Origin of the sequence: Spirosoma rhododendri, assembly GCF_012849055.1 — a bacterium.
In the GTDB taxonomy this organism is placed as follows: Bacteria; Bacteroidota; Bacteroidia; order Cytophagales; family Spirosomataceae; genus Spirosoma; species Spirosoma rhododendri.
Genome location: NZ_CP051677.1, coordinates 5,102,478 through 5,124,757 on the forward strand (window position 1 = coordinate 5,102,478; position 22,280 = coordinate 5,124,757).

The following is a 22,280-nucleotide window of genomic DNA, read 5'->3' on the forward strand; positions in this document are numbered from 1 at the left end:
TCGGGTTATCGCTATGACGGTTGCCAACGCTCCTTTTCTCGATCATCTGCTGGCGCAACGCGCCCAGTACCGTTATAAACTACCGTCGCGTCCGGCGGCCGGGCAGTTCATCGACCAGTTGATGCGCCTGCTCTTTCCCGTCACGCAGGACTGTCAGGCGTTTTCGCAAAATATCGACGAGTCATACCAGTCGCTCAATACGCAGCTTGTCAACCTGCTGTGCCCGTTAGACACCAACTTGCCGGATACGCCCGAAGCGCTGGCCAATCAGCTGTTCGACAGGCTGCCGGTCATTTATGACAACCTGCTGTTCGACGCCCACGCCATCGCCGACAACGATCCGGCGGCTGTCGGCATGGAGGAAGTCGTGGCAGTGTATCCCGGTTTTTACGCCATTTCCGTCTACCGGATTGCCCACGAACTGATGCGGATGAACGTGCCGCTGCTGCCCCGTATGCTCACCGAGTATGCCCACGGGCAGACGGGTATCGACATTCACCCCGGTGCGCAGATTGGCCGGTCGTTTTTCATCGATCACGGCACGGGCGTCGTCATCGGCGAAACGACGGTCATTGGCGACAATGTCAAAATTTACCAGGGTGTGACGCTCGGGGCGACCTACGTAGCCAAGTCGATGGCGCAGAAAAAGCGGCACCCGACGATTGAAAACAACGTGGTAATCTACGCCAATGCCACGATCCTGGGCGGCTATACCGTCGTTGGGCACGACTCGATCATTGGCGGCAACGTCTGGCTGACGCAGAGTGTAGAACCCCATTCGCTGGTTTTCCATCAGCACCAGACCGACATCCGGCTCAAGTCGCTGGAGTCGCCCGAACCAATCAATTTTGTTATTTGAGTTTAAAGTTTAAGGTCTAACGTTTAAGGTTGTCTCAGTAGCAGCCTTGAACGTTAGACCTTGAACCTTAAACCCTATCCGATATGAAAGCAAACAGTATTCTCGATACCATTGGGCAGACGCCCCACGTCCGGCTAAGCCGGTTATTTCCGAATCACGAAGTCTGGATGAAGCTGGAGCGGGCCAATCCCGGCGCCAGCATAAAAGATCGTATAGCCCTGGCGATGGTCGACGATGCCGAAGCGAAGGGGCTCCTTAAACCCGGCAGTACGATTATCGAACCCACGTCGGGAAATACCGGCATCGGGCTGGCGATGGTGGCGGCCGTAAAAGGCTACAAGCTGATTCTGGTGATGCCGGAGTCGATGAGTATTGAGCGTCGACGGATCATGGCGGCTTACGGCGCTCAGTTTGATCTCACTCCCCGCGAACGGGGCATGAAAGGGGCTATCGAACGGGCCCACGCGCTACTGCTCGAAACGCCCAACTCGTGGATGCCGCAGCAGTTCGACAACCCCGCCAACATCGCCATTCACAAAGCAACCACCGCCCGCGAGATCCTGGCCGACTTTCCCAACGGTTTCGACGCACTCATTACGGGTGTCGGCACGGGAGGGCATATTACGGGTGTATCGGAAGTGCTGAAAGAGCAGTTTCCGGCCATGCATACCTTCGCCGTCGAACCGGAATTATCGTCGGTCATTAGTGGCGGTATGCCCGGTCCGCACCCCATTCAGGGTATTGGCGCGGGCTTTATTCCGCAAAATCTGCACACCGACACCATAGACGGTACTATCACCGTCAGCAAGGAAGAAGCCTTTACCTGGGCCGAACGCGCGGCCCGCGAGGAAGGCATCTTCATTGGTATCTCGTCGGGAGCATCGCTGGCGGCTGTAGCGAAAAAACTATCTCAGTTTCGCGTGGGCAGTCGTATCCTGACGTTCTGCTATGACACCGGCGAGCGCTATCTCTCGGTAGATGGGTTGTACTGAGTCGGGTTTCTGGCCCCGTTTACAGCGTCTGGCCAGTTGACCAGCGCCATCGAAAACCGTATACTACATGCATCAAACGCCCCCTCCCTATGTCTAAAAACAACTCGGCCTTTCGACTCATAAAAGACACCACGTTTATCGTCGCGGGTGTGCTCAGTGCTGGTATGGGTCTGAAAGGTTTCCTGTTGTCGAGTCAATTCATTGATGGGGGCGTTACGGGTATTTCCATGCTGCTGTCTCAGCTGCTGAACGTACCACTCGCGATCCTGCTGCTGGTTATCAACCTGCCGTTCATCGCGCTTGGTTACCGCCGGTTTGGTCGGTTGTTTGCGCTGCGCAGTACGTTGGCCATCGCCGGGCTGTCGCTGTCGCTGCTCGTGATTCCCTACCCCGACGTAACCCGCGATCTGCTGCTTACGTCGGTCTTTGGGGGCTTCTTCATCGGGGCAGGTATCGGCATGGCAATTCGGGGCGGTGCCGTGCTCGACGGTACCGAAATTGCGGCTCTGCTCATCAGCCGCAGCCGTCCGATACTAAAAGTCAGCGACGTAATTCTGGTCATGAACGTGCTGATCTTTGGAGCAGCTGCCTTCTTTCTGAGCGTCAATCTGGCGCTGTACTCGATGATTACTTACTTCGCAGCATCGAAAACGATCGATTTCATTCTGCACGGCGTCGAAGAATACACGGCAGTGCTAATCGTTTCGGAACAGCACGAAGCCATTCAACGGCAGATCATCGACAACGGCTGGGGCATCACGGTCCTGACCGGGCAGCAGGGATATGGCAAAAAAGGGCATAGTCAGCAGGAGACGATCGTGCTGTACGTTGTGCTGACCCGACTCGAAATCAGCCGGTTACGCACGCTGGTGTACGGTGTCGATGAGAAAGCGTTCATCATTCAGCACAGCGTCGACGACGTTACGGGCGGCAAGATCAAGCTCTTACCCATGCACTAGTATTTGTCAATCGATAGGTTGCAGCCCTATTTTCTGATTGATAACCCGGTCGAGCACCAACTGGTACGCATCAGCGGATACGCTCACTTCCCCCCAATATGGATGGTCGAGGGCCGCGATCAGAAAGACCAGCAGACCGACCATTCCCGCCATAATACCCGTCAGCAGGGCATGGAGCCGATAGCTGCTCACCACGAACAGATACGAAAATACAATGGTGGCGATTGCGCCCAGCATCACGACGCTCCAGAGCACACTCGGTACGCTGCCCTTGACGGATTCGATGCGCAGCCGTCGGGTTTCCACCAACCGGTTAAACGTTACCAGCGTTTCGCCGTGGAGTACTTCCTGCGCTTTAGTGCGTGGTTCGAACGGCAACAGGTGATTCTGAAACTGAGTCAGCAAACCAGTTTCGTAGATATACCCTTTTCGCTGTGCGGGCCACGCTTTTTCGATCACAAAATGGGTGTATTCCTTTACATCGCCCTGCAACGTGTCTCGAATAGGATGGGGATAACCCGACAGGTCGCGGTACAATACGGCGATGATAGAAGCTTCCTGCGACGCCAGACTGCTCGCCTGCGTAAAACTACTCCAGGTCGCTACGGTCAGCAAGCCCAGCAACAGGCCGTACAGCAGCGATACCCCCGAAAAGAACCAGCCAACCGTACCGTTATCGATCAGAGTCGCCATCGAACTTCGGTTCAGTCGGCTGTGTGTAAGGCGTAGGCCCAGCACAGCTGCCCCAACAAATACCCCGACGGTAAGCAAACCAAACAGCCAGGTTGGCAGGTCGTATACCCAACGCATAAAAAGAAGATCGTCATGAACCAGGTGCATCGACCCGGTATCTGCTGACTGTTGCATAGTAAATACCAAAACAGCGACAACCGGTTGGTCATCGCTGCTTTACTACCCACAATGGAATTTAAATGTTTTTAAAACGGTCGCTGCTCTACCGCAGCCGTCGCACAAACTGCCGCATCGATTCGCGGTAGGTCTGCTCCGATTGCTCCATCAACTGGCTGTCCTGCATGGTCATAGCCAGCGAAATCATGCCATGCGATAGGGCCCACCATTCAAAATAAAGCCGGCGAATACTTTCTTTCGCTTTGGGAATAAACGCAAAAATAATTTCGCAAACCGTATCACTGATCGCCTGTAATTTCTCCGACTGATGGCCGGGTATACTGCAATAGGCTCCTTCCAGATTGTACATGACCTGATACAATTCAGGCTGGCGACGTCCGAACTCCCATTGAATGAGGGAAATTTCGTAGAGTCGCTTTTCCGGGTCCCGGTACAGCTTCATGATCCGGTGATATTGCTCGTGCAGGTAGTCGAACCCTTCTTCCCGAATAGCGCTGAACAGCACATCTTTGCCATCAAAGTATTCGTAAACGACGGGGGCACTGTATTCGATAGCATCGGCGATCTTACGGATTGAAACGGCCTGCCAGCCTTCCTGACGCGCTATTTTGCGGGCGGTAGTGATGATGCCTGCCCGAACTTGCTCATGTGCTCGTGGTTTGCGTTCTAAAACGTCCATTTCGGTAGGTTAGCGGTAAAACAGTTAACGGTGTTAATATGCCTGAAAACTACGGGTTTATACCGATACTACCTATAAGTTTTTACTTTATCCGAATAATTATAACAACCTGGTTACACGTTCGTAAGGCTGTTTCTGCCGTTGAAACGATCGCCGAAGAAAACGTATATTGGTCGTCTATCACCTGTCGGAAAACAGAAACAGTTACCAATCGCTGAGTAGCCGTACAACGTATCAGCCCGTGATCTTTTCCGCAAGCAGCCAGGCGTCGGCATCGCCCACGGCGTAAGCGTCTCCCTGCTCCGTACCGTACACATCGATAATCGGCAGGCCAGCCGCCCGAAACAACTGACCCAGCTCAGCGAGGGTGTAGACGTAGTGCTGAGCCGTGCGGGTTTGTGTTTCCGCGCCGTGTACGTAGGTCAGGTGCGAATCGATACGACCATCGAGGGGGTGGTATTCGTTTTCGACCATAAATAACAGCGTCGATCCGTCGCCCAGCTCAATCGGTTGCCAGTTACGCGGCTGGTAGTCGGGCAGCACAGATTCAGCCACCATCTGCGAATGAATAAGCAGTCGCCCGCCGGGTCGCAACCAGTTGGCCAGCCGGGTCAGGAGTTGCTGCAAGTCGGGGCGGGGGAAAAAGCTGAAACTGTTTCCCATACAGTAGGCCGCGTCGAACTGCCCGGTCGCGCCCGCGCTGGCCTGAACATCGTCTGTCGGCAGTGTCAGAATATCCCCCTCGATAGCCATAACCGGCAGTTTCTGGCGTCGGGCCGCATCGGTCAATTCCGCGATATAGTCGGCCGCAATATCGACGCCCGTAACGTGCGCCCCCATTCGGGCCAGCGGCAGCGCGTGCCGACCGTAGCCGCAGAACACATCAAGCAATCGGTCGCCGGGGCCGAAGTCGAGCGAGTCGACGATCAGCTCCAGGTCAAGCTGCGTCTGTTCGTCGGTTTGGGCCGCTTTCCAGGCCAGCTGCGGCAGCCCATGAAAGAAATTATGATACCAAGCCAATTAGTGAATGAGCGATTGAGTGAATGAGTGATTGAATGCTGTAGCGCACAGAGTGATTGAAAAATGCTTGCGCGAGCTATTCAATCATTCTGTCACTCTATCATTCAACCATTGGACAATGTGCTGAGCACTTGCTGGATATTGGCGAAGCTGGGGACGTCTTTCACGCTTTCGAGTACTTCGGCGTAACGAACGATACCGTCTCCGTCGATCACGAACGCCGACCGCTTGCTGACACCTTTGAGATCGAGCTGATACGTTTCGTAAATGGTCTCGTAGGCGCGGGACACTTCTTTGTTGAAGTCCGACAGCAGATCGAACGGCAGGTGCTGCTCCTCGCGGAATTTGGCCAGCGTCCAGGGCGAATCGACCGAGATACCGACTACGTCGGCGTTCATACCGGCGTAGGTAGCGATGTCGTCGCGCATCTGGCAAAGTTCCGCCGTGCAGGTGCTGGTAAAGGCCATCGGGAAGAACAGCATAATGAGATTCTTGCCGGAAAAATCGCTTAGCGACACCTGCTTTTTTTCGGTGTTGTACAGCGAAAAAGATGGTGCGTGCTGACCTGGCGTGAGCATAACGGAGTAGTGACCGAGAATGAAAATTCAATTATTTATGGGGGCAAAAGTACGTTCATTGGTTAATAAAATCGTACTTCGTGGTCCTTTATCACCTATCCCAACTATGCAGTCTTACTGGGGCATTGATCTGGGCGGCACCAAAATTGAGTGTGCCGTTCTCCAAACTGAAATCGGTACGCTTCCCTCGCTCGATAGCGTCGTAATCCGCAAACGTATCGAAACTGAAGCCAGCAAAGGGTACGAGCATATCCTGAATCAGGCCAAAACACTCATCGAACAGGTAAAAGCCGAAACGGGCCTTACGCCCGAACGGATCGGCTTCGGTACACCGGGCACGTTCGACCCCGTTCGGCAGACCATGAAAAACTGCAACACGACCGTGCTCAACGGAAAGCCGATGAAGCAGGACTTAGCCAACCTGCTGGGCCTACCGGTCGAAGTTGCCAACGACGCTAACTGCTTCGTACTGTCGGAAGCGACGATGGGTATCGTTCCCGACGTTGTACCCGATTATCAGACGGTGTTCGGTGTCATCATGGGCACGGGCGTCGGTGGTGGCGTCGCGGTGCGCGGTCGCGACGGGCAAACAATCGTGCTGAATGGCCTACAGGGTATTGGGGGCGAATGGGGCCACAACGTGGTGGAAGAAAACGGCTACCCGTGTTACTGCGGCAAGCGCGGCTGCGTTGAGCAGGTTATTTCCGGACCGGCGCTGCAACGGTACTACCATCAGATTAGTGGTGTAGAACGGCTGCTGCCGGAGATCATGGAGCGTTATCACGCAGGCAGCGATCTGTTCGCCAGTCAGACCGTTAACCGGTTGCTGGAGTACTTCGCCAAGTCGATGTCAGCGATCATCAACGTCCTCGACCCCGACGCTATCGTGCTGGGTGGTGGGCTCGGCAATATAGACCTGCTGTACACCGAAGGCGTTGAACGCATCAAGAAATACATTTTCAACAGTGGCGAAGTCAACACTCGTTTCCTGAAACCCAAACTGGGCGACAGCGCAGGTGTCTTCGGCGCAGCTATGTTGTAGGTTTTCGGGGTAAATACCCTCACGGCAGCGGCCGACCGTCCCAACCCCTCTCCCAAAACGGGAGAGGGGCTTTTTTTACACAAGGATCTCGCGAATCTTTTCCAGAACGTGATTTACATCGTACAGTACCTCATCGTTTGAAAAGCGGATGACTAATACCCCTAAATCACGTAATACACCTTCCCGTTCTTCATCTGCAAGCCGAGCTTCGGGCGAATTATGTACCGATCCGTCTAACTCGATAACTAGCCGGTACGCTTGACAATAGAAGTCAACGATGAAGTATCCGAAACTGTGCTGTCTTCGAAACTTCGCTCCGACTACTTTTCTATCACGCAGTAAGCCCCACAATATCGTCTCCGCTTCTGTTTGCCGCTGTCTCAACTCACGACGCAATTCTTTCATCGAAGACGTACTCGATGCGCCCCTCATAGTCAATATCAGTTATGGTGTGGCTTAAAGAAGTTCAAATCACTCAACAGTCACCTAAACTGTAAAAAAAAGCCCCTCTCCCGTTTTGGGAGAGGGGTTGGGGTGAGGGCCTTAGGGCCGAGCTACGCCTTACTTCGGCCGGGCGCCCCCTGCCGGGCGGGCTCCACCGCCCCCGCCAGCAGCAGGTGCAGGCTGGCCTCCACCACCGCCGTTTGCGTCGTTGCCGCCTTCGTCTTTCAGGTCGTCGTTGCCGCCCTTGCTGCGCTGGCGTTTGGGCTGCTGATCGAAGCTAAGCTTGCCAAACTTGTAGCTGAAATTGACGCGGATACCGGCATTGTACAGGCTCGTCACGCTTTGCTGGGCAAACAGCACCGAACTCGACTCCGACCGGATACGCATTGGGTAATTGAAGAAGTTTTCACCCGCGATACCGAAGCTGGCCCGCTTGTTTTTCAGGTCTTTCTTCACGCCCAGACTGTAGAAGCCAAAACCACCCTGATAGCCCTGTAGCTGTACCTGCTTGCCCCGCGCGAACGCAAAGCCCTGCACACCCCAGCCATTTTTCAGCGTCAGACTGGTAAACAGCCGCCCGGAGATGACGAAGCCGGAGTTCGTGGCCCGGTAGACTTCGTTGGTGCTGTTATTGGTCAGGAACGAGTAGTAGGCGTCGATGCCACCACCGACCTGCAACTTCGAGAACAGCGTCGCGTTGGCAAACAGGTTGACACCATACGCATCTTCCTTACCGATGTTGAAGTACGTCGTGCGGAGAGCCTGACCCAGCACGGGGTTGACGATGGTACCAATAGCCGACGTATTGGTGTCGCGCACGCTGGTGATCGAGTTGTTGGTAGTGCGGGCAAACAAGGTCGCGTTGAGGTACACCGACTTGATGTTGGTGCTACTACCCAACTCGAAGTTATCGGTCAGTTCGGGCGACAGCAGCGGGTTTCCTTCAACAATGTTCAACGGGTTTGCTGCGTTGGGGTTGGGGTTCAGAAACTGAATCCCCGGTCGCTGCAACCGGCGGTTGTAGGCCAGCTTGATCGTCTTGCCACCCTTCAGCACTTTCGAGATATTGATGCTAGGCACCAGATTGCCGTAGTTCGGAATGGGTAGCCGCTGCCCGGCCTGCTCCCCTCCCTGCGACTGGTCGAAGAAGGCCCTGATCGTCGTGTATTCGTAGCGCGTACCGGCCTTGATCGTGTACTTGTTTTTGGTTGTCAGCGTGTACGACACGTAGCCGGCCGCGATGTTCTGATCGTAGTTGAGCGTGTTGGCCGCCCGGCTGTAATCCGTCACAAACCCACCCGTCGGGCCGGTAGCCAGGTTGTACTGATACGCGCTTTCGACCTGCCGGAAAATGCCTTTCCCGCCAAACTCCAGCAGCTGGTTAGGGCCGACGGGCGTCTGGTAATCGACCCGTACGGTCGTTTCCTGATTGTGGCTCTGGTTGAGGTTCTGCTGCCGGTTGGCGATGGTCATGAAGTTGTCCGCTCCGTTCAGAATATCGGCTGTAAAATCGTTGGTGCGGTTGTTCCGGCTGTACTGCACCGACGCACTCAATTCCTGCTGCGGCTTGTAGGTCTTGGTGTAGTCGAGGTTGGCGTCGACCGTGCCCGACAGATCGCTGGTCAGTACGTTGCGGGCGTTCAGCGACGGGAAATATCCCTGATTGCTGACGGTGCGGGTGATGAAATTATCCTGATACTGATAGTTGTTGCGGGCACCGTAGCGCAGGCTGGCCGTCAGGGCGCTGGTCTTGCTGATGTCGTAATCCCAGCCCAGCGTATATTGCCCGAAAAGGCCGTTGTTGCGCGTATCGGCGGTTTGCCGGGTCGTCGAGCCGTTGGTGCCGAACGTCTGCTGGGTGTTGTCGAACTGGCCGCGCACGTTGTAGTTGCCCCGGCCGAACCCGCTCAGGCTGAAACCCATTTTGCCCGTTCGTAGGTTGCCGTTCAGTCCCAGGTTTGCCCCCGGTTGCCCACGCCCGAATCGACGTTCAGCGTAAACCCGGCCAGACTCGATTTTTTGGTGATGATATTGATAATCCCCGCCGAACCTTCCGCGTCGTACTTGGCCGAGGGGCTGGTAATCACCTCAACCGTCTTGATCATGTCGGCCGGAATCTGCTTCAACGCATCGGCCACGCTACTGGCCACGATCGTGCTGGGCTTGTTGTTGATGAGTACCCGCACGTTGCTGCTGCCCCGCAGGCTGACGTTCCCGTCCATATCGACCGTCAGCAGCGGCACTTTCCGCATCACGTCGCTGGCGTCTCCGCCTTTGTTAGTGATGTCGCGCTCGGCATTGTACACGATCCGGTCGACTTTTTCTTCGACGATGGCCGCCTGCCCCACTACGTTTACTTCGCTCAGCGTTTTCACATCGGCCATCAACCGGATCGTCCCCAAGCTGGTCGTTCCCTGACTGCCGGGTCGGACATTGCTGATCGTCTTGTTGCGATAACCAACAAACGAGATCAGGAGGTTAAACTGACCGGCGGGCACTTTCTCGATGGTAAACAGCCCTTTCTCGTTCGCCACGGCTCCGTCGAGCGGCTTTTTCGTCTGCGGATCAATCAGGGCGATACTGGCAAATTCAACGGGTTTGCCCGACGTTGAATCGACGATCGTACCCGTCAGGCGGGCAGCACCGCGCGGGGAGTCTGCCGTTGCAGCGGCTGGCTGCGACGGGGCAGCGGCCGGTTGTTGAGCCTGCACCGTAACGGCCAGACAGACGCCTGCGAGCAGGAGTGGTAAACTGTGTTTCATTGCGTTGATTGCGGTTGTATGCTTGTCTTCTGAAGAACCCCTTTGAAAGCGGGTTCACGGAAAAAGACAATTAAGCAACCTCAAAGTTCGTCTAAATCGGCGTTCCGGCTGGAATACTACACAAACGGAAACTAACCCGGACAAACGGACAACGCGACTCAGGCAAACAGATCAGCCTGTTTTGCCAGCTCTGGATACGTGAACGGATCGAGCACGGCAGGCACATCGGTCGCTTCGGAGCGCGAGGTGATGCGCTTGCTAATGCTATAGCTGTGCAGATTACGGTCGGCGTACTGATCGGCCAGTAGGGTGAGTGCCTGCTTTTCGGTCAGGTCATCGTGCAGCCATTTCTGCTCATCATCGGGTGAGAGCAGGCAGGGCATTCGCTTTTTTGCATTGTGGATGGCCGCCAGCAGCGGGTTGGCGTCGGTTGTCAGCAGCGTATAGGTTCGGGTCACTTCGCCCGTGTCGGGGTCAGCCCACTCGTCCCACAAACCCGCGATCGAGATAATTTTCCGGTCGGTGGGCGTGATGTAGAACGGGTATTTGTTGCGCCCTTCGGTATGCCATTCAAAAAAGCCCGTTACCGGAATCAGACACCGATTGCCGGCCCGTGCCGCCGACCGGAACGACGGCTTCTCGTAGATCGTTTCGGAGCGGGCATTGATCGTCGCAGTGCGCAGTTCGGACGCGCTGACTGCGGTCTTTGCCCAATGCGGAATCAGCCCCCACGTCATCAGCTCGAACCGGTCGGGGCGCTGATGCGTCAGGATGGGCCACTGCGGTAGCTGGTACGCGTTGGCGTGGTAGACAGGTTTGATATCGGCCGATTGGGGCACAGTCGCGCCAAATCGTTCTTCCAGTTGCGGAGCCGTGACGTTGAGAGATTTATGAAAGCACATAGGGTTTGGGGGTTGCTGATGGGTAAACAATCAAAATAGACGGGCGGTTATGCCAGCGTCGGTTATCAACCCGTCCGCTTTATGCCCTCTGCAAATTCCGCCCCCGCGTCCACCGATTCCATATCCCAGGCTACCCGCCTGCCCGACCTTGACCAACGCTGCTGGCAACAGCTGGCCCAGAGTGCCAGCTCCGACAAATCATCGGATGCCGGTTTCCGCAACCTGACCGTGGCAACCTGCACCAGTTCGGGGGCCGATGCGCGCGTTGTGGTGCTGCGCCATGTCGATGTGGCCCACAAATACGTTTGGTTTCACACCGACGCCCGGTCGGAGAAAGTGCTGCAACTGGAAGCGTTTCCGCAGGCGACATTATTGTTCTGGGACGAAAAGCAGCAGATTCAGCTTCGGCTAGTGGTTGAAACCCGCCTGCACACCGACGATTACCTCGCCGATGAACAGTGGGATAAGTTGCACGACGGTAGTATTCGGTCGTATCTGTCTGAGTACAGACCCGGCACCGAACAGCCTGGCCCCTATCCCGGCTTCCCCGACCACGTTAGGCAGGGTGAACTGACTCCGGAGGACCGCGCGTTTGGCCGACAGAATTTCGCGGCTATCGAGTGCCGGGTGCTGTGCATGGAATACCTCCATCTGAGCAAACAGGGGCAGACCCGCGCCCGCTTCCAGTACGAACCCGTGTCGAAAATGAGCTGGCTGGCGCCGTAGATAGCTTTTTTGGCAAGTACGCCAGGGGCTATGACTACACAGCCCCTGGCTAGGCAATTATCGTTTCAACCCTTTGACATACAAAGTTTCGACCTGTTCGCGCGCCCAGGCGGTCTTTCGTAGAAACGTCAGACTCGACTTTATGCTGGGATTGCTTTTGAAGCAGTTGATCGGGATGCGCTTAGCCAGTTCGGCCCATCCGTAGCGATCGACAAGTTCGGTTACGATGGCTTCCAGCGTCTTGCCGTGCAGGGGGTTGTTTTGTTGTTCAGACATGAAACGGAGTATAGTTGGCCGTCAACCCGCCAAAGATACGACCGAAGTTTCCTGTTGCACCCGACGCATGGGTTGCGGTTGCCAGTAGGTCAGGCTTCGCCAGAGCCACTCGAACGGCCCAAACTGAAAATAACGCAGCCAGATCGGCGACAGAATCAACTGAAACACCCATACCCCTGCCACCACGTAGTAAAGCTGATGGTACGCCAGCTTGCCATAGTAACCCAGGCCGTAGCCGTGAAAAATAAGCGTGCAGATAATTGATTGCATGAGGTAGTTGGTAAACGCCATCTGCCCGACCGCCGTCAGGGCGCGCGTCAGCCAAGGTACGATCGCAGCCCGGTACACCAGCATGAGCAGGCTCGCGTGGCCCAGAGCCAGTAACACCCGGCGGATGTCGTACACCTGAAACGGAACGGTGCGGTACGTATCGACAATAGTGGCGGGATTCAGTACCCAGCCCAGTTCCGCTTTTACGTAGAACCAACTCAGGGGTAGTCCTACGCCATAGCCGATCAGCAGCGTCAGGGCGTAGGCAGCGTTGGGCAGTTTGTTGGAAAAGAAGCCCCATTGCAGCAGAGCCATCCCGATAAACATCATCATCAGCATATCCCACCCGCCGAAGTACATCCCATAGGTTTCGCTCTCGCTGTTGCGGGGCAGCAGGTGAGCAAACACCGTCGCGTAGCTGCCCCGCATCTCACGCAGTTCCTTTGCCTGTTTTTTGGCGTCCGGTTTGCGGTTTTTCATAAACCCTTCCCACGCGGTTTTCTGCTTCATCTGCTCAGCCGATGGCTTCTTCTTAGCCTTCTCCAGCCTGACCGATTCCAGATACCCAGCCCGGTTGGCGCGCAGGTCGCCGTACCATAGCTCCGTGCGAAACATACCGATACCCATACAGATCACGGCCAGCCCCAGCAGCCAGACGGGTTTGGCGTGGCGAAACGGGTACAGCGTCATGCCCAGCAGGCCGTAGAAAAACAGGATGTCGCCCCGCCACATGAGTATGTAGGCATTGATAACGCCGAACAGCACCAGCCACAGCAGACGCCGATAGTAGTACTCGGCCACGGTCGGACCCGTTTCCGACTCACGCTTATTCATTGTAAACAGCACCATACCAGCCCCGAACAGCATCGAAAACAGGCCGCGCATGGTCCCCTCGAAGGCCGTACCGACGATCGTGAAGGCGTAATAGTCGGCACTACCGGGCGTCTTCAGCGCGATGGGCAGCATCGACCAGAGATAGCCGAAGCCGGGAATGTTCATCATCAGGATACCCAGCAGAGCCAGCCCCCGGATCATGTCAATCGTCTGAATCCGGTCGACTTTGGCAACGGGCTGCGGCCCGGTAGCGCGATCGATTGCCGGATCAATTCGCAGCGTGTCATCCGACTCACCGGCCGAATGAATGGGTGATAAAGACGTTATCATGGCGTGATTGGTTAGTGGAGAGGAAACGAATCAGGAAAGGACTGCTGTGGCCGAAGGGCCTGTTGTGGCGGTGGGTAGTGCCATGGGTTGCTGGTAGCCGTAGGTCAGCGACCGCCAGAGCCATTCCAGCGGCCCGAAGCGGAAATAGTGCAGCCAGACAACGCTGAATACCAGTTGGATCAGCCATACTTCGGCAACGATGTAGTAGAGTTGATGAATGCGCAGGTCGCCGAAGTAGCCGAAGCCGTATCCGTAGAAAAGCAGCGTACAGATCACCGACTGCATCAGATAATTGGTGAACGCCATTTGCCCAACCGCCCCGACCGCTTTCCACAGCCACGTCAGCACGTTGGCCCGGTACAGCAACAGCACCAGACTCGCCCAGCCGACGGCCGAAAAACCCCGCTCGAACGGCAGCAGCATCTCATCCAGCGGCAGTGTATGCCGACTGACGTACTGGGTAAAATCCGTGATTTTAGTCTCTGCGTACGGCATCGTCAGCCAGGCAATACCCTGCCCGATACCCAGCCCGGCCACGCAGAGCAGCCCATAACGCCGGGTCGTAAGCTCGTTGGAAAAGAAGCCCCATCTAAACAGCGCCATCCCCAGCAGCAGCATCGACACAATATCCCACAGCAGTGTACGGTAAAACATAGGGGCTTCCATTTGCTGAATTTTGGGCAGCAACTGAGTCCAGACCGTTGCGTAGTCGGAGCGCATGGCAACCACGTCGGCTTTGTCGGCTTTCGGGTCGAATTTCTGGCTTTTTACCAGCCCTTCCCAGCCCGACTTATCGTCCTTCTGCTCGTCGGTGAGTTTGGCTTTTTTGTGCGCTTTCTCAAACGCGACGACCGTTTGGTACTTGGCATATTTCTGTTGCTCCTCGACCCCGTTCCAGTACGCTTTCCCACCGTAGATCAGCCCCGCTACGACCGCGCCGATCAGCAGCGACCGGGCCGGGAGCCGCACGAACGGAAACAGCAGGATCCCGACAATGCCGTAGTGAAACAGGATATCGTAGGGCCACAGCAGCACCAGCGCGTTGACCAGCCCATAACCGATCAGCCACAGTTGCCGCCGGATAAACAGTTCCGGGGGTGCCATCCCCGCCCCGTCGCGCTTGCGGGTGAGAAACAGAATAATGCCCGCGCCAAACAGCATCGAAAACAAGGCCCGCATCTTGTTGGCAAACAGCGCGTGGATAACGACGACAACCCAGTAGTCTACCCCGTGTGCCCCCGAACGACCTGGTACACGCTCGCTTCGGTCTTGCCGAACGCCAGAATGTTCATGAGTAGAATACCCAGCAACGCTACCCCCCGCAGCAAGTCGAGCGACGGGATACGCTGACCGCTGGCAGTCGGCTGATACGATTCCGTACGAACCGACGGGGCGGGCGGAGGAAAGAGCATGTTCATGGCTGATTATGAGGAGGTTTCAGCCAAGTTAAGTAAACTTATCTAGTTGCGTTTCAAGACATTAACGGAACGATACTCATTTGAGTAAACGGCGATCACTTTGCCTTTCGCGCCCGGTGTTTTTTGCGCCACACCTCATAATCGGCATAAATCCGGTCCAGAAAAATGGCGGGACTGACGGAGTAATACAGGCCATTGAGCGTCACGCGCTGCGTCGGGGCTTCGTCGTAAAGTGTGTATCGATAGCCGGTAATCAGGTTGACCCCGAACCAGCGGATGGGTCTGATATTGAACACCACTGGAAATTTGAGGGACACCGACACGCCCACGCTCAGCGGAATTACCGTGGTCTGCACCGTGCGCGACAGGGTTGCGTCCGCATCCTCGAACCGGTATCGTACCGATCCGACCCCCGCTTCAATTGGCACACTGAGCTCCCAATAAGTTCGCCGGAACAAATACGGCTCGACGTAGGCAGTTGCGTAGTTGAGCCGTCGGCGGATAGTCTGATGCCCATCCCACGGCTCGTCGACGTCGTGGTTTGTGAAATAATACCCCAGTCCAACTTTGATATTGCTGGGCAGCAGGAATCCCGCCCGGCCGCCCCACACGCTTGTCGAGTTGGAGAACAGCGGTTGACGACGGTCTTTGAAATAGAAAAACCGCTGGTCGAGTTCGGCGATAAACCGTGCTTTTTGGGGTCGCTCGTTCCCCGTTGCCGCCGACGAATCCTGTCCGGTACGCTGCCCATGCGATCCAGTCAGGCTTAGTAGCCAACAGCTTATAACGAGTAGATGACGGATCATTTGGTACATGAATTCATGGTAAATCAGCGCGACCAGTTCGGGTTTGTCTGAATCGCAGCTTATTGATTAACCACATTCGATTCAGTCAGTTTATTACCTACACTCACCTTTACCCTATACGCGATGCCAACGCCATTCGATTATTCGCTCGATTACCGAACCCTGGACCTGCGCGAGCAGCCCGACCTCTACCGGGTTGGTAAGGGCGAGCAGGGCGTTTTGCTGGTGCAGCCTTACAAATCCGAAATCGTCCCGTACTGGCGCTTCAAGACCCCGGATATTGCCCGCGAGTCATCGGAAAAAATCTACCAGCTATTCCTCGACTACAAGGCGCAAGGTGATTTCGTCGGTATGGACATGGCTCGTAAGTTTTTGCAAATGGGAGTTACCAGAGCAAGGCGGTATGCAAATCACAGAACGGGAAAAAAATACGATGGGCCCGTGCCCGACGATCAAAAAGGGCGGTCGGGCGCACACGGCCGCGATCAGCTACCCCGCGAAGAAGACCCCGTAAAAGCGGAATCGGCCCGGATTTTCTACGCCAAATACCTCGAAGCGCGCGAAGACCCCGACTACAAGCGGATGAAAAAAGACTGGCAGGCGCAGTACGGCTGATCTTTCCGTAATTTTGCCCCCGGTTTGAGGTCGCCCAACTTTGCACCTTGAACTGAAAACTTTAAACTGATTGTATGCAGCTTCTTGACGGTAAGTTTCTTTCGGCACAGATCAAACAGGAAATAGCGGCTGAAGTCGCGCAGATACGCGAACAGGGTGGCAAGATTCCGCACCTCGTCGCGATCCTCGTCGGCACCAACGGCGCATCGGAAACGTACGTCGCGTCGAAGATGAAGAACTGCGAGGAAGTCGGCATGAAATCGACGCTGATCCGCTTCGAGCCGACCGTTACGGAGGCCGAGTTGCTTGCCGCCGTTCAGGAAGTCAACGACAACCCCGACATGGACGGGCTGATCGTGCAACTCCCTCTCCCCGGCCATATCAACCCCGACCGGATCATGGAAACCATCGCCCCCGCCAAAGATGTCGACGGCTTCCATCCGATCAACATCGGCCGGATGGCGAAGGGCCTCCCCGCCTACGTATCGGCAACGCCACAGGGCGTTCTCGAAATGCTGAAACGCTACAACATCGAAACAAGTGGCAAGCACTGCGTGGTGGTAGGCCGGAGTCAGATCGTGGGTTTGCCCATGTCGATTCTGATGCAACGCAACACCTACCCCGGCAACTGCACCGTTACGCTGACCCACTCGCGCACGACGAATCTGGCCGAGATCTGCCGCACCGCCGACATTCTGGTAGCGGCCCTCGGCAAGCCCGAATTCGTCACCGGCGACATGGTGAAGGAAGGAGCCGTCGTGATCGATGTGGGTCTGGAGCGCGTACCGGATGCCAGCAAGAAGAGCGGTTTTGCCCTGAAAGGCGATGTAAAGTTTGACGAGGTAGCCCCGAAGACCAGCTACATTACCCCCGTCCCCGGTGGCGTCGGCCTGATGACGATCTGCTCACTAATGCAGAATACGCTTAAAGCCGCAAGGGGGGAAGTGTATTGATTATTTGCGTAAAGTCATTTAATCAGGGCTATGCGATAGCGACAAACGCAAATAACAAAGAAGAGTATTCCGGTAAACAGTCCGCCGTAGCGGACCCAAGTCCAGAAAACATCCATCTGAATTCCGCTATCTATTACCCGCCCTTGTGAATTAATTTCGAACCATTTGTTACCCTGATATACTTTAGCTCGACCATCTTTAAAATAGGATGCTTTGTCAAACTGAATAGGTGTAATTAGCTTACCGGTTGTATCCACGTATCCCAACCGGGTGCCAGCTCTTACTAGCGCCCGATTTTCGCAATACGTGGATACGGCTGTGTACTGAAACGGAATTACTGTTTTTCCCGTGCGGTCAACCATCCCCCATTTTTCACTTCGTTTTACCCAGATACGAGCAAGGGCAGATGGTCGCGAATCCTCGTAGATGAGGGGCACCATCATTTTTCCGGACCGGCGATTCAGGAATCCATAACGCCCATATTTTCGAACACGAACCCAGTCTTTCCAGGCATAGGTTATCTCATCAGCTTCCTCAAAGACTAGGGGCCAGACGATGTGCCCAACCGAATCCGAGAACCCGTACCGCCGGTCTTTTCCACTGCCACTGACAAGGACCGTCAACCCATCTTCGCGGTAAGTCTGCCCTCTAGAGAGATGTTGTGGTATGTAATCTACAGCCCCGCCTGAGCCTATATAAAACTCACCCGCTCCTTCACGAAAGCATTTGACGTATGGCTGACAGACCCAGCTTTTTACATAGTTTCCTATTATATAAGCATGAGCAAGTTGACTAAAAGGTTTCACGAGCTGACCTTTTGTATTCAGGTACCCGAACTTGCCCTCAGTGCTTACGACAAGGGCTTCGCCGTTATGGTAGGGATTGGCGCGCACATATAGCATTGGCACGACTAACCTACCCTGTTGATTTACATACCCGTGCTTGCCATTCAATACCACCTCGGCCATACCATCATAGAATTTGTCAATGTCATCAAATTGGCAGGCTACGATCAAACGCCCCACAGAATCCAGTAAGCCACAATGACGCTGCTGGTAAACCAGGTAATACGTGCCGAGTTGTTTACTATAGGTATATGGCTTTAGAAAATCCGGTCTTGGCTTGGCAAGCACAGTAGAAAATAGCGTTGCCATAAGTAGTGTTAGTCTGATGATCAGTAAGAGTTTAGACATAGCCCAATAGTAAGGAGAGGATAAACGCTGCCGATACTCGTTTTCCTACAAAAGCAGTATTCTAGGTACTGCTGTACGCCTATCCGTGCCACTATCCTTGGTGAGTACCGGTGTTGTTAGCTGATGCAGAATACGCTCAAAGCTGCGCGTAGTGAGGTGTATTGATACAAGACATGCATAAGATTGATCAGGGCGATTCACGTGTGTGAATCGCCCTCTTTTTTTGAACGTCGACACTGAAAATTTTACCTGCCCAGAGATAATCATTAACCTATTGATAATTAGATATCTATCGTACTATATCCTCGTGAAGCGGTAGTGATGCGCATAACTTTGCCGCCTGCAATCCCCTTTTTTTGATCTGGCGAAAGTAGAATGCACATTAAAGAGACATTTATAAAAAATTAAAGAAAGCATTTTCTTTTTAATAAGTATATCTATAGAGTAAGTATAATTACGTACTCTACACTACTTAGAGAGCCGCTTCATTCCCTGTCCGCACCGCCCCTTCCGCTATTGCAAGTATTTCGAGCGTGTCCTGCTGGTACGCTCCCCAAACCCGGCAATTCGTTGCACAACCAAATACAACCTGTTTCACTTAATCTTTCTCTGAATGACAAGTCAATTGTACAATTCAGTAGCTGGAAGACGGCGGTTACGCTGTGGTTCAGCCAACCCATTCGTTCTGGGCTTATGGCTCACCGGCGGTACCCTCTCCGCCTTATCAGCAGCACCAGCCGCTGCCAGTCCCAACCGCCCGGACGCGCGCTTTACCAGTGCCCCCCGGCCCGGTACCGTATACGCGCTTAGTCCGGCACAGCCTATCGCGCTGACCAACAAGCAGACTCCGCCCCCGATCACTATCAAAGGCCGGGTACTCGATGAGTTGGGCAAACCCATTCCGGGGTCGACGGTATTACTGAAAGGTACGTCGAGTACGGGAACCGTGACCGATGCCAATGGTACGTATACGCTGACCGTACCCAATGGTACGGGTACGCTCATCGTATCGTCGATTGGGTTTTCGGCGCTGGAGGTACCCATCGATAACCGGTCGTCAATCGATATTACGCTCAAGACCGACGTCAAATCGCTCAATGAAGTGGTTGTGGTGGGGTACGGTACGCAACGCCGGGCGGAGGTAACGTCGGCGGTGGCGACAGTGAAATCAGAGGACTTCAACCAGGGCGGCACGCGTAGCGCCCTCGATCTGGTGCAGGGTAAAGTGGCGGGTCTGCAAATCACTCGGACGCAGGGCAATAACCCCAACGCCAGCCCGGCCGTGCAGTTGCGCGGGATCGTATCGGTAAACGGTAGTTTATCGCCACTGATCGTGATCGACGGCATTCCCGGCGGTAACCTGGACCTATTGCAGCAAGACGATATTGCGTCGTTCGACGTGCTGAAAGATGGTTCGGCGGCTGCCATCTATGGTACGCGAGGCAACGCCGGGGTTATTCTGATTACGACAAAGAAAGGCAAAGCAGGTCCGGCCCGGTTCGATTACTCGACGTACACGCAGCACGAATCGGTTGCCAAACGACCCCGCTTCCTGACGCCCGAGGAATGGCGGGCCTACCGCAATGACCCGACCAATCAGAAAGCCGGGCAGATGCAGGACTTGGGTGCGTCGACGGACTTTTACGACCTACTACTGAACAAAGGCAACCTGAGTCAGTACCACAACCTGGCCCTGTCGGGTGGGGGCGAAAAAGGCAGCTACCGCGCGTCGATGTACTACAACGGTGCCGACCCCATCACGATTCAGAACTGGCGTCGGCAGTTTGGCGGTCGGCTGAGTTTCAATCAGCGCGGCCTGGGCGATATGCTCACTGCGCAGGTCAACCTGGCCACTAATTTCAGCCGGGCAAATCTGCTCGGCGGCAATGCCGGTGACTTTGAGAACGCCCTCGGCCGCAACCCAACGCAGCCGGTATTTAATCCTAACGGGACGTACTTTGAAGAAGGCTCGACAACGAACCCCATTGGTCGGCTGAATCAGGAGAAAAACCTGCGCTCGCAGCAAACCACGTCGGCCGATGCCCGCTTCACGCTCGAACCCATCCCCGGCCTACGGGCGTCGGCCTTCGGAGCCATCATTCGGGATACGTGGAACGACAACGAGTACCGCTCGACACAGTCCCGCTTCTCAGACATCGGTACGCTCAACGGAACCCCTGTCCGCAAGACTGGTTACGCCCGCAAATACAACTACCTGTCGACCAGTTCGACCTTTGAATCGACGCTCGAATACAACCGGACCATCAATCAGGACCATAGCCTGAAAGCGCTGGCCGGGTACTCCTACCAGTACTTCGTCTTCGAAGAGTTTTCGGGGGCAAACAGCGGCTTCCTGAACGACATTTTTCAGGAAAACAACCTGGGTGCCGGTAACTTCCTGCAACTGGGCAAGTCGTCGCTGGCCAGCAACAAGGAAGACAACACGCTGATCGCCTTTTTCGGGCGGCTCAACTACGCCTACAAAGACAAGTACATCGCTCAGGCCATTCTGCGCCGGGAAGGTTCGTCGCGCTTTGGGGCCAACTACAAGTACGGTTATTTCCCGGCCGTATCGGCGGGCTGGACCATCAGTAAGGAGCCGTTTATGAGCAAACTGACGTTCATCAACGACTTGAAACTGCGGATCGGTTACGGCGTGACGGGGAATCAGGGCATCCCAAATTACCAGTCGGTGGTGCGACTCAGCACGGGTAACCAGTACCTCAACGACGACGGGGTATGGCGGCAAACCTACGGCCCCAGCAACAACCCCAACCCCAACCTGCGCTGGGAACGCAAGCAGGAGGTTAACCTCGGCTTCGACTTCGCGCTCTTCAACGGTCGGCTGACGGGTGCGCTCGATCTGTACCAGCGTCGCACCTCCGACCTGCTGGGCAGCTTCAACACGCAGTTGCCGCCCTTCGTGCAGTCGACTCTGTTTACTAATGTCGGGGTGATTCAGAATAAAGGCGTCGAACTGACGCTGAGCGGTTCGGTACTGAAGAAGGAAAATTTCAGCTGGGGTATGGACGTAGCGGCCAGCACCCAATCGAACAAGCTGGTATCGTTCTCCGACGACGTCTTCAAAGTGACGTTCCTGACCTTCGGCGACATCGGCGGGTTCGGTGCGCTCGGACCAGCCATCCGCACCATCGAAGGCGGTCCGCTGGGCAGCTTCTACGGCAAGCGGTTCGCCGGGTTTACGCCCGAAGGTCGGTGGTTGTTCTACAAAGCCACTGGGGAAGCCGTCACGGCCGACAAGATCGTACCGAACGACGATTACGCCTACATCGGCAATGGCGTACCGAAGGTTTACGCGTCGTGGACGAACCGGTTTCAGTACAAAAATCTGGACCTGACGCTGTTTTTCCGGGGTAAGTTCGGCTACGATATTCTGAACCTGCAACAGGTGTTTTTTGGCAACAAAATCTACCTGCCCAACAACGTGTTGCAGGATGCCATTACGCGCAACAATCAGATCAACGACGCCCTACAATTCTCGGATTACTACCTCGAACCGGGCGGGTTCGTGAAGCTCGACAACGTGACGCTGGGCTACAATTTCAAGTTCAACACGCCCCTGATCCGCAACCTGCGCGTCTACCTGACCGGTCGCAACCTACTGACCTTCACCAAATACCGGGGCCAGGATCCCGAAGTGGACGATACGGGTCTGGCACCGGGCATCGACGGCCGGGGCTTCTACCCCCGCACCCGCTCGTTTACCGCCGGTTTAAACTTTGGCTTCTAAC

20 protein-coding genes and 1 pseudogene are annotated in these 22,280 nt (G+C 55.2%); 8 read left to right on the forward strand and 13 right to left on the reverse strand.

Translation table 11 applies throughout. The features are described from left to right. Window positions 1-13: 13 nt before the first annotated feature. The 3 genes from epsC (at window position 14) to HH216_RS21235 (ending at window position 2,810) form a co-directional block, all read left to right on the forward strand. Entirely contained in the window at window positions 14-859 is an 846-nt protein-coding gene (gene epsC / locus HH216_RS21225) for a serine O-acetyltransferase EpsC (protein ID WP_169552667.1), read from the forward strand. 83 nt (window positions 860-942) lie between these two features. Next, a complete protein-coding gene (gene cysK / locus HH216_RS21230; RefSeq protein WP_169552669.1) occupies window positions 943-1,851 on the forward strand; it encodes a cysteine synthase A in 909 nt (302 codons plus the stop codon). A gap of 89 nt (window positions 1,852-1,940) precedes the next feature. Continuing rightward, window positions 1,941-2,810 carry a YitT family protein gene (locus HH216_RS21235; RefSeq protein ID WP_169552670.1) on the forward strand — a complete coding sequence of 290 codons (870 nt, stop codon included), beginning with the start codon at window positions 1,941-1,943 and terminating at the stop codon, window positions 2,808-2,810. Window positions 2,811-2,816: 6 nt separating this feature from the next. Here the strand turns inward: HH216_RS21235 and HH216_RS21240 are convergent, their stop codons facing one another. From HH216_RS21240 to HH216_RS21255, 4 genes are all read right to left on the reverse strand, one after another. Beyond that, on the reverse strand, window positions 2,817-3,677 hold the full coding sequence (locus tag HH216_RS21240; RefSeq protein WP_169552672.1) for a bestrophin-like domain: 861 nt from the start codon (window positions 3,675-3,677) through the stop codon (window positions 2,817-2,819). Window positions 3,678-3,765: 88 nt separating this feature from the next. After that, entirely contained in the window at window positions 3,766-4,359 is a 594-nt protein-coding gene (locus HH216_RS21245) for a TetR/AcrR family transcriptional regulator (RefSeq protein ID WP_169552674.1), read from the reverse strand. A 234-nt stretch (window positions 4,360-4,593) separates the two neighbouring features. Beyond that, window positions 4,594-5,379, reverse strand: a complete 786-nt coding sequence (locus HH216_RS21250; protein WP_169552675.1) for a class I SAM-dependent methyltransferase — start codon at window positions 5,377-5,379, stop codon at window positions 4,594-4,596. 104 nt (window positions 5,380-5,483) lie between these two features. After that, a complete protein-coding gene (locus tag HH216_RS21255) occupies window positions 5,484-5,957 on the reverse strand; it encodes a redoxin domain-containing protein (RefSeq protein ID WP_169552676.1) in 474 nt (157 codons plus the stop codon). 106 nt (window positions 5,958-6,063) lie between these two features. Here HH216_RS21255 and HH216_RS21260 point away from each other — a divergent pair, with 106 nt between their 5' ends. Continuing rightward, window positions 6,064-6,999 carry an ROK family protein gene (locus tag HH216_RS21260; protein ID WP_169552678.1) on the forward strand — a complete coding sequence of 312 codons (936 nt, stop codon included), beginning with the start codon at window positions 6,064-6,066 and terminating at the stop codon, window positions 6,997-6,999. Window positions 7,000-7,074: 75 nt separating this feature from the next. Here HH216_RS21260 and HH216_RS21265 read toward each other — a convergent pair whose 3' ends face one another. From HH216_RS21265 to HH216_RS21275, 3 genes and pseudogenes are all read right to left on the reverse strand, one after another. Next, on the reverse strand, window positions 7,075-7,404 hold the full coding sequence (locus HH216_RS21265) for an endonuclease domain-containing protein (protein ID WP_169552680.1): 330 nt from the start codon (window positions 7,402-7,404) through the stop codon (window positions 7,075-7,077). A 156-nt stretch (window positions 7,405-7,560) separates the two neighbouring features. Further along, window positions 7,561-10,205: pseudogene (locus tag HH216_RS21270) on the reverse strand (TonB-dependent receptor domain-containing protein). Between the two features lie 158 nt (window positions 10,206-10,363). Next, entirely contained in the window at window positions 10,364-11,107 is a 744-nt protein-coding gene (locus tag HH216_RS21275; protein ID WP_169552682.1) for an SOS response-associated peptidase, read from the reverse strand. An 81-nt stretch (window positions 11,108-11,188) separates the two neighbouring features. Here HH216_RS21275 and HH216_RS21280 point away from each other — a divergent pair, with 81 nt between their 5' ends. Then, the gene (locus HH216_RS21280; protein ID WP_169552683.1) at window positions 11,189-11,833 is read left to right on the forward strand and encodes a pyridoxamine 5'-phosphate oxidase family protein; all 645 of its coding nucleotides are present in this window, start codon (window positions 11,189-11,191) and stop codon (window positions 11,831-11,833) included. Window positions 11,834-11,890: 57 nt separating this feature from the next. On the opposite strand, the gene HH216_RS21285 is transcribed toward HH216_RS21280, so the two are convergent. The 5 genes from HH216_RS21285 to HH216_RS21305 form a co-directional block, all read right to left on the reverse strand. Beyond that, a complete protein-coding gene (locus HH216_RS21285) occupies window positions 11,891-12,109 on the reverse strand; it encodes a VF530 family protein (RefSeq protein ID WP_169552684.1) in 219 nt (72 codons plus the stop codon). Between the two features lie 21 nt (window positions 12,110-12,130). Next, entirely contained in the window at window positions 12,131-13,543 is a 1,413-nt protein-coding gene (locus HH216_RS21290; RefSeq protein WP_169552686.1) for a DUF418 domain-containing protein, read from the reverse strand. 30 nt (window positions 13,544-13,573) lie between these two features. After that, entirely contained in the window at window positions 13,574-14,722 is a 1,149-nt protein-coding gene (locus HH216_RS21295; RefSeq protein ID WP_169552688.1) for a DUF418 domain-containing protein, read from the reverse strand. Window positions 14,723-14,766: 44 nt separating this feature from the next. Further along, on the reverse strand, window positions 14,767-14,961 hold the full coding sequence (locus HH216_RS21300; protein WP_169552689.1) for a hypothetical protein: 195 nt from the start codon (window positions 14,959-14,961) through the stop codon (window positions 14,767-14,769). Between the two features lie 95 nt (window positions 14,962-15,056). After that, window positions 15,057-15,767: a hypothetical protein gene (locus HH216_RS21305; protein WP_169552691.1), complete on the reverse strand. Its 711-nt coding sequence runs from the start codon at window positions 15,765-15,767 to the stop codon at window positions 15,057-15,059. Between the two features lie 123 nt (window positions 15,768-15,890). Here HH216_RS21305 and HH216_RS21310 point away from each other — a divergent pair, with 123 nt between their 5' ends. Continuing rightward, window positions 15,891-16,382 (forward strand): DUF4385 domain-containing protein, encoded by a 492-nt coding sequence (locus HH216_RS21310; RefSeq protein WP_169552692.1) that lies wholly within the window; start codon window positions 15,891-15,893, stop codon window positions 16,380-16,382. Between the two features lie 74 nt (window positions 16,383-16,456). Next, window positions 16,457-17,335 (forward strand): bifunctional 5,10-methylenetetrahydrofolate dehydrogenase/5,10-methenyltetrahydrofolate cyclohydrolase, encoded by an 879-nt coding sequence (locus HH216_RS21315; protein WP_169552694.1) that lies wholly within the window; start codon window positions 16,457-16,459, stop codon window positions 17,333-17,335. Window positions 17,336-17,349: 14 nt separating this feature from the next. Here HH216_RS21315 and HH216_RS21320 read toward each other — a convergent pair whose 3' ends face one another. After that, window positions 17,350-18,489, reverse strand: a complete 1,140-nt coding sequence (locus tag HH216_RS21320) for a WG repeat-containing protein (RefSeq protein ID WP_169552695.1) — start codon at window positions 18,487-18,489, stop codon at window positions 17,350-17,352. A 652-nt stretch (window positions 18,490-19,141) separates the two neighbouring features. Between HH216_RS21320 and HH216_RS21325 the strand changes: the two genes are divergently transcribed. Then, window positions 19,142-22,279 carry a SusC/RagA family TonB-linked outer membrane protein gene (locus tag HH216_RS21325; protein ID WP_254448554.1) on the forward strand — a complete coding sequence of 1,046 codons (3,138 nt, stop codon included), beginning with the start codon at window positions 19,142-19,144 and terminating at the stop codon, window positions 22,277-22,279. The last annotated feature ends 1 nt before the right edge of the window (window position 22,280 follow it).

Coding starts and splice junctions, on each gene's coding strand:
- cysK (WP_169552669.1), top strand. CDS start 943: ATGAAAGCAAACAGTATTCTCGATACCATTGGGCAGACGCCCCACGTC.
- HH216_RS21300 (WP_169552689.1), bottom strand. CDS start 14,961: ATGAACATGCTCTTTCCTCCGCCCGCCCCGTCGGTTCGTACGGAATCG.
- HH216_RS21275 (WP_169552682.1), bottom strand. CDS start 11,107: ATGTGCTTTCATAAATCTCTCAACGTCACGGCTCCGCAACTGGAAGAA.
- HH216_RS21305 (WP_169552691.1), bottom strand. CDS start 15,767: ATGATCCGTCATCTACTCGTTATAAGCTGTTGGCTACTAAGCCTGACT.
- HH216_RS21260 (WP_169552678.1), top strand. CDS start 6,064: ATGCAGTCTTACTGGGGCATTGATCTGGGCGGCACCAAAATTGAGTGT.
- HH216_RS21320 (WP_169552695.1), bottom strand. CDS start 18,489: ATGGCAACGCTATTTTCTACTGTGCTTGCCAAGCCAAGACCGGATTTT.
- HH216_RS21325 (WP_254448554.1), top strand. CDS start 19,142: ATGACAAGTCAATTGTACAATTCAGTAGCTGGAAGACGGCGGTTACGC.
- HH216_RS21290 (WP_169552686.1), bottom strand. CDS start 13,543: ATGATAACGTCTTTATCACCCATTCATTCGGCCGGTGAGTCGGATGAC.
- epsC (WP_169552667.1), top strand. CDS start 14: ATGACGGTTGCCAACGCTCCTTTTCTCGATCATCTGCTGGCGCAACGC.
- HH216_RS21285 (WP_169552684.1), bottom strand. CDS start 12,109: ATGTCTGAACAACAAAACAACCCCCTGCACGGCAAGACGCTGGAAGCC.
- HH216_RS21295 (WP_169552688.1), bottom strand. CDS start 14,722: ATGCGGGCCTTGTTTTCGATGCTGTTTGGCGCGGGCATTATTCTGTTT.
- HH216_RS21310 (WP_169552692.1), top strand. CDS start 15,891: ATGCCAACGCCATTCGATTATTCGCTCGATTACCGAACCCTGGACCTG.
- HH216_RS21265 (WP_169552680.1), bottom strand. CDS start 7,404: ATGAAAGAATTGCGTCGTGAGTTGAGACAGCGGCAAACAGAAGCGGAG.
- HH216_RS21235 (WP_169552670.1), top strand. CDS start 1,941: ATGTCTAAAAACAACTCGGCCTTTCGACTCATAAAAGACACCACGTTT.
- HH216_RS21255 (WP_169552676.1), bottom strand. CDS start 5,957: ATGCTCACGCCAGGTCAGCACGCACCATCTTTTTCGCTGTACAACACC.
- HH216_RS21315 (WP_169552694.1), top strand. CDS start 16,457: ATGCAGCTTCTTGACGGTAAGTTTCTTTCGGCACAGATCAAACAGGAA.
- HH216_RS21280 (WP_169552683.1), top strand. CDS start 11,189: ATGCCCTCTGCAAATTCCGCCCCCGCGTCCACCGATTCCATATCCCAG.
- HH216_RS21245 (WP_169552674.1), bottom strand. CDS start 4,359: ATGGACGTTTTAGAACGCAAACCACGAGCACATGAGCAAGTTCGGGCA.
- HH216_RS21240 (WP_169552672.1), bottom strand. CDS start 3,677: ATGCAACAGTCAGCAGATACCGGGTCGATGCACCTGGTTCATGACGAT.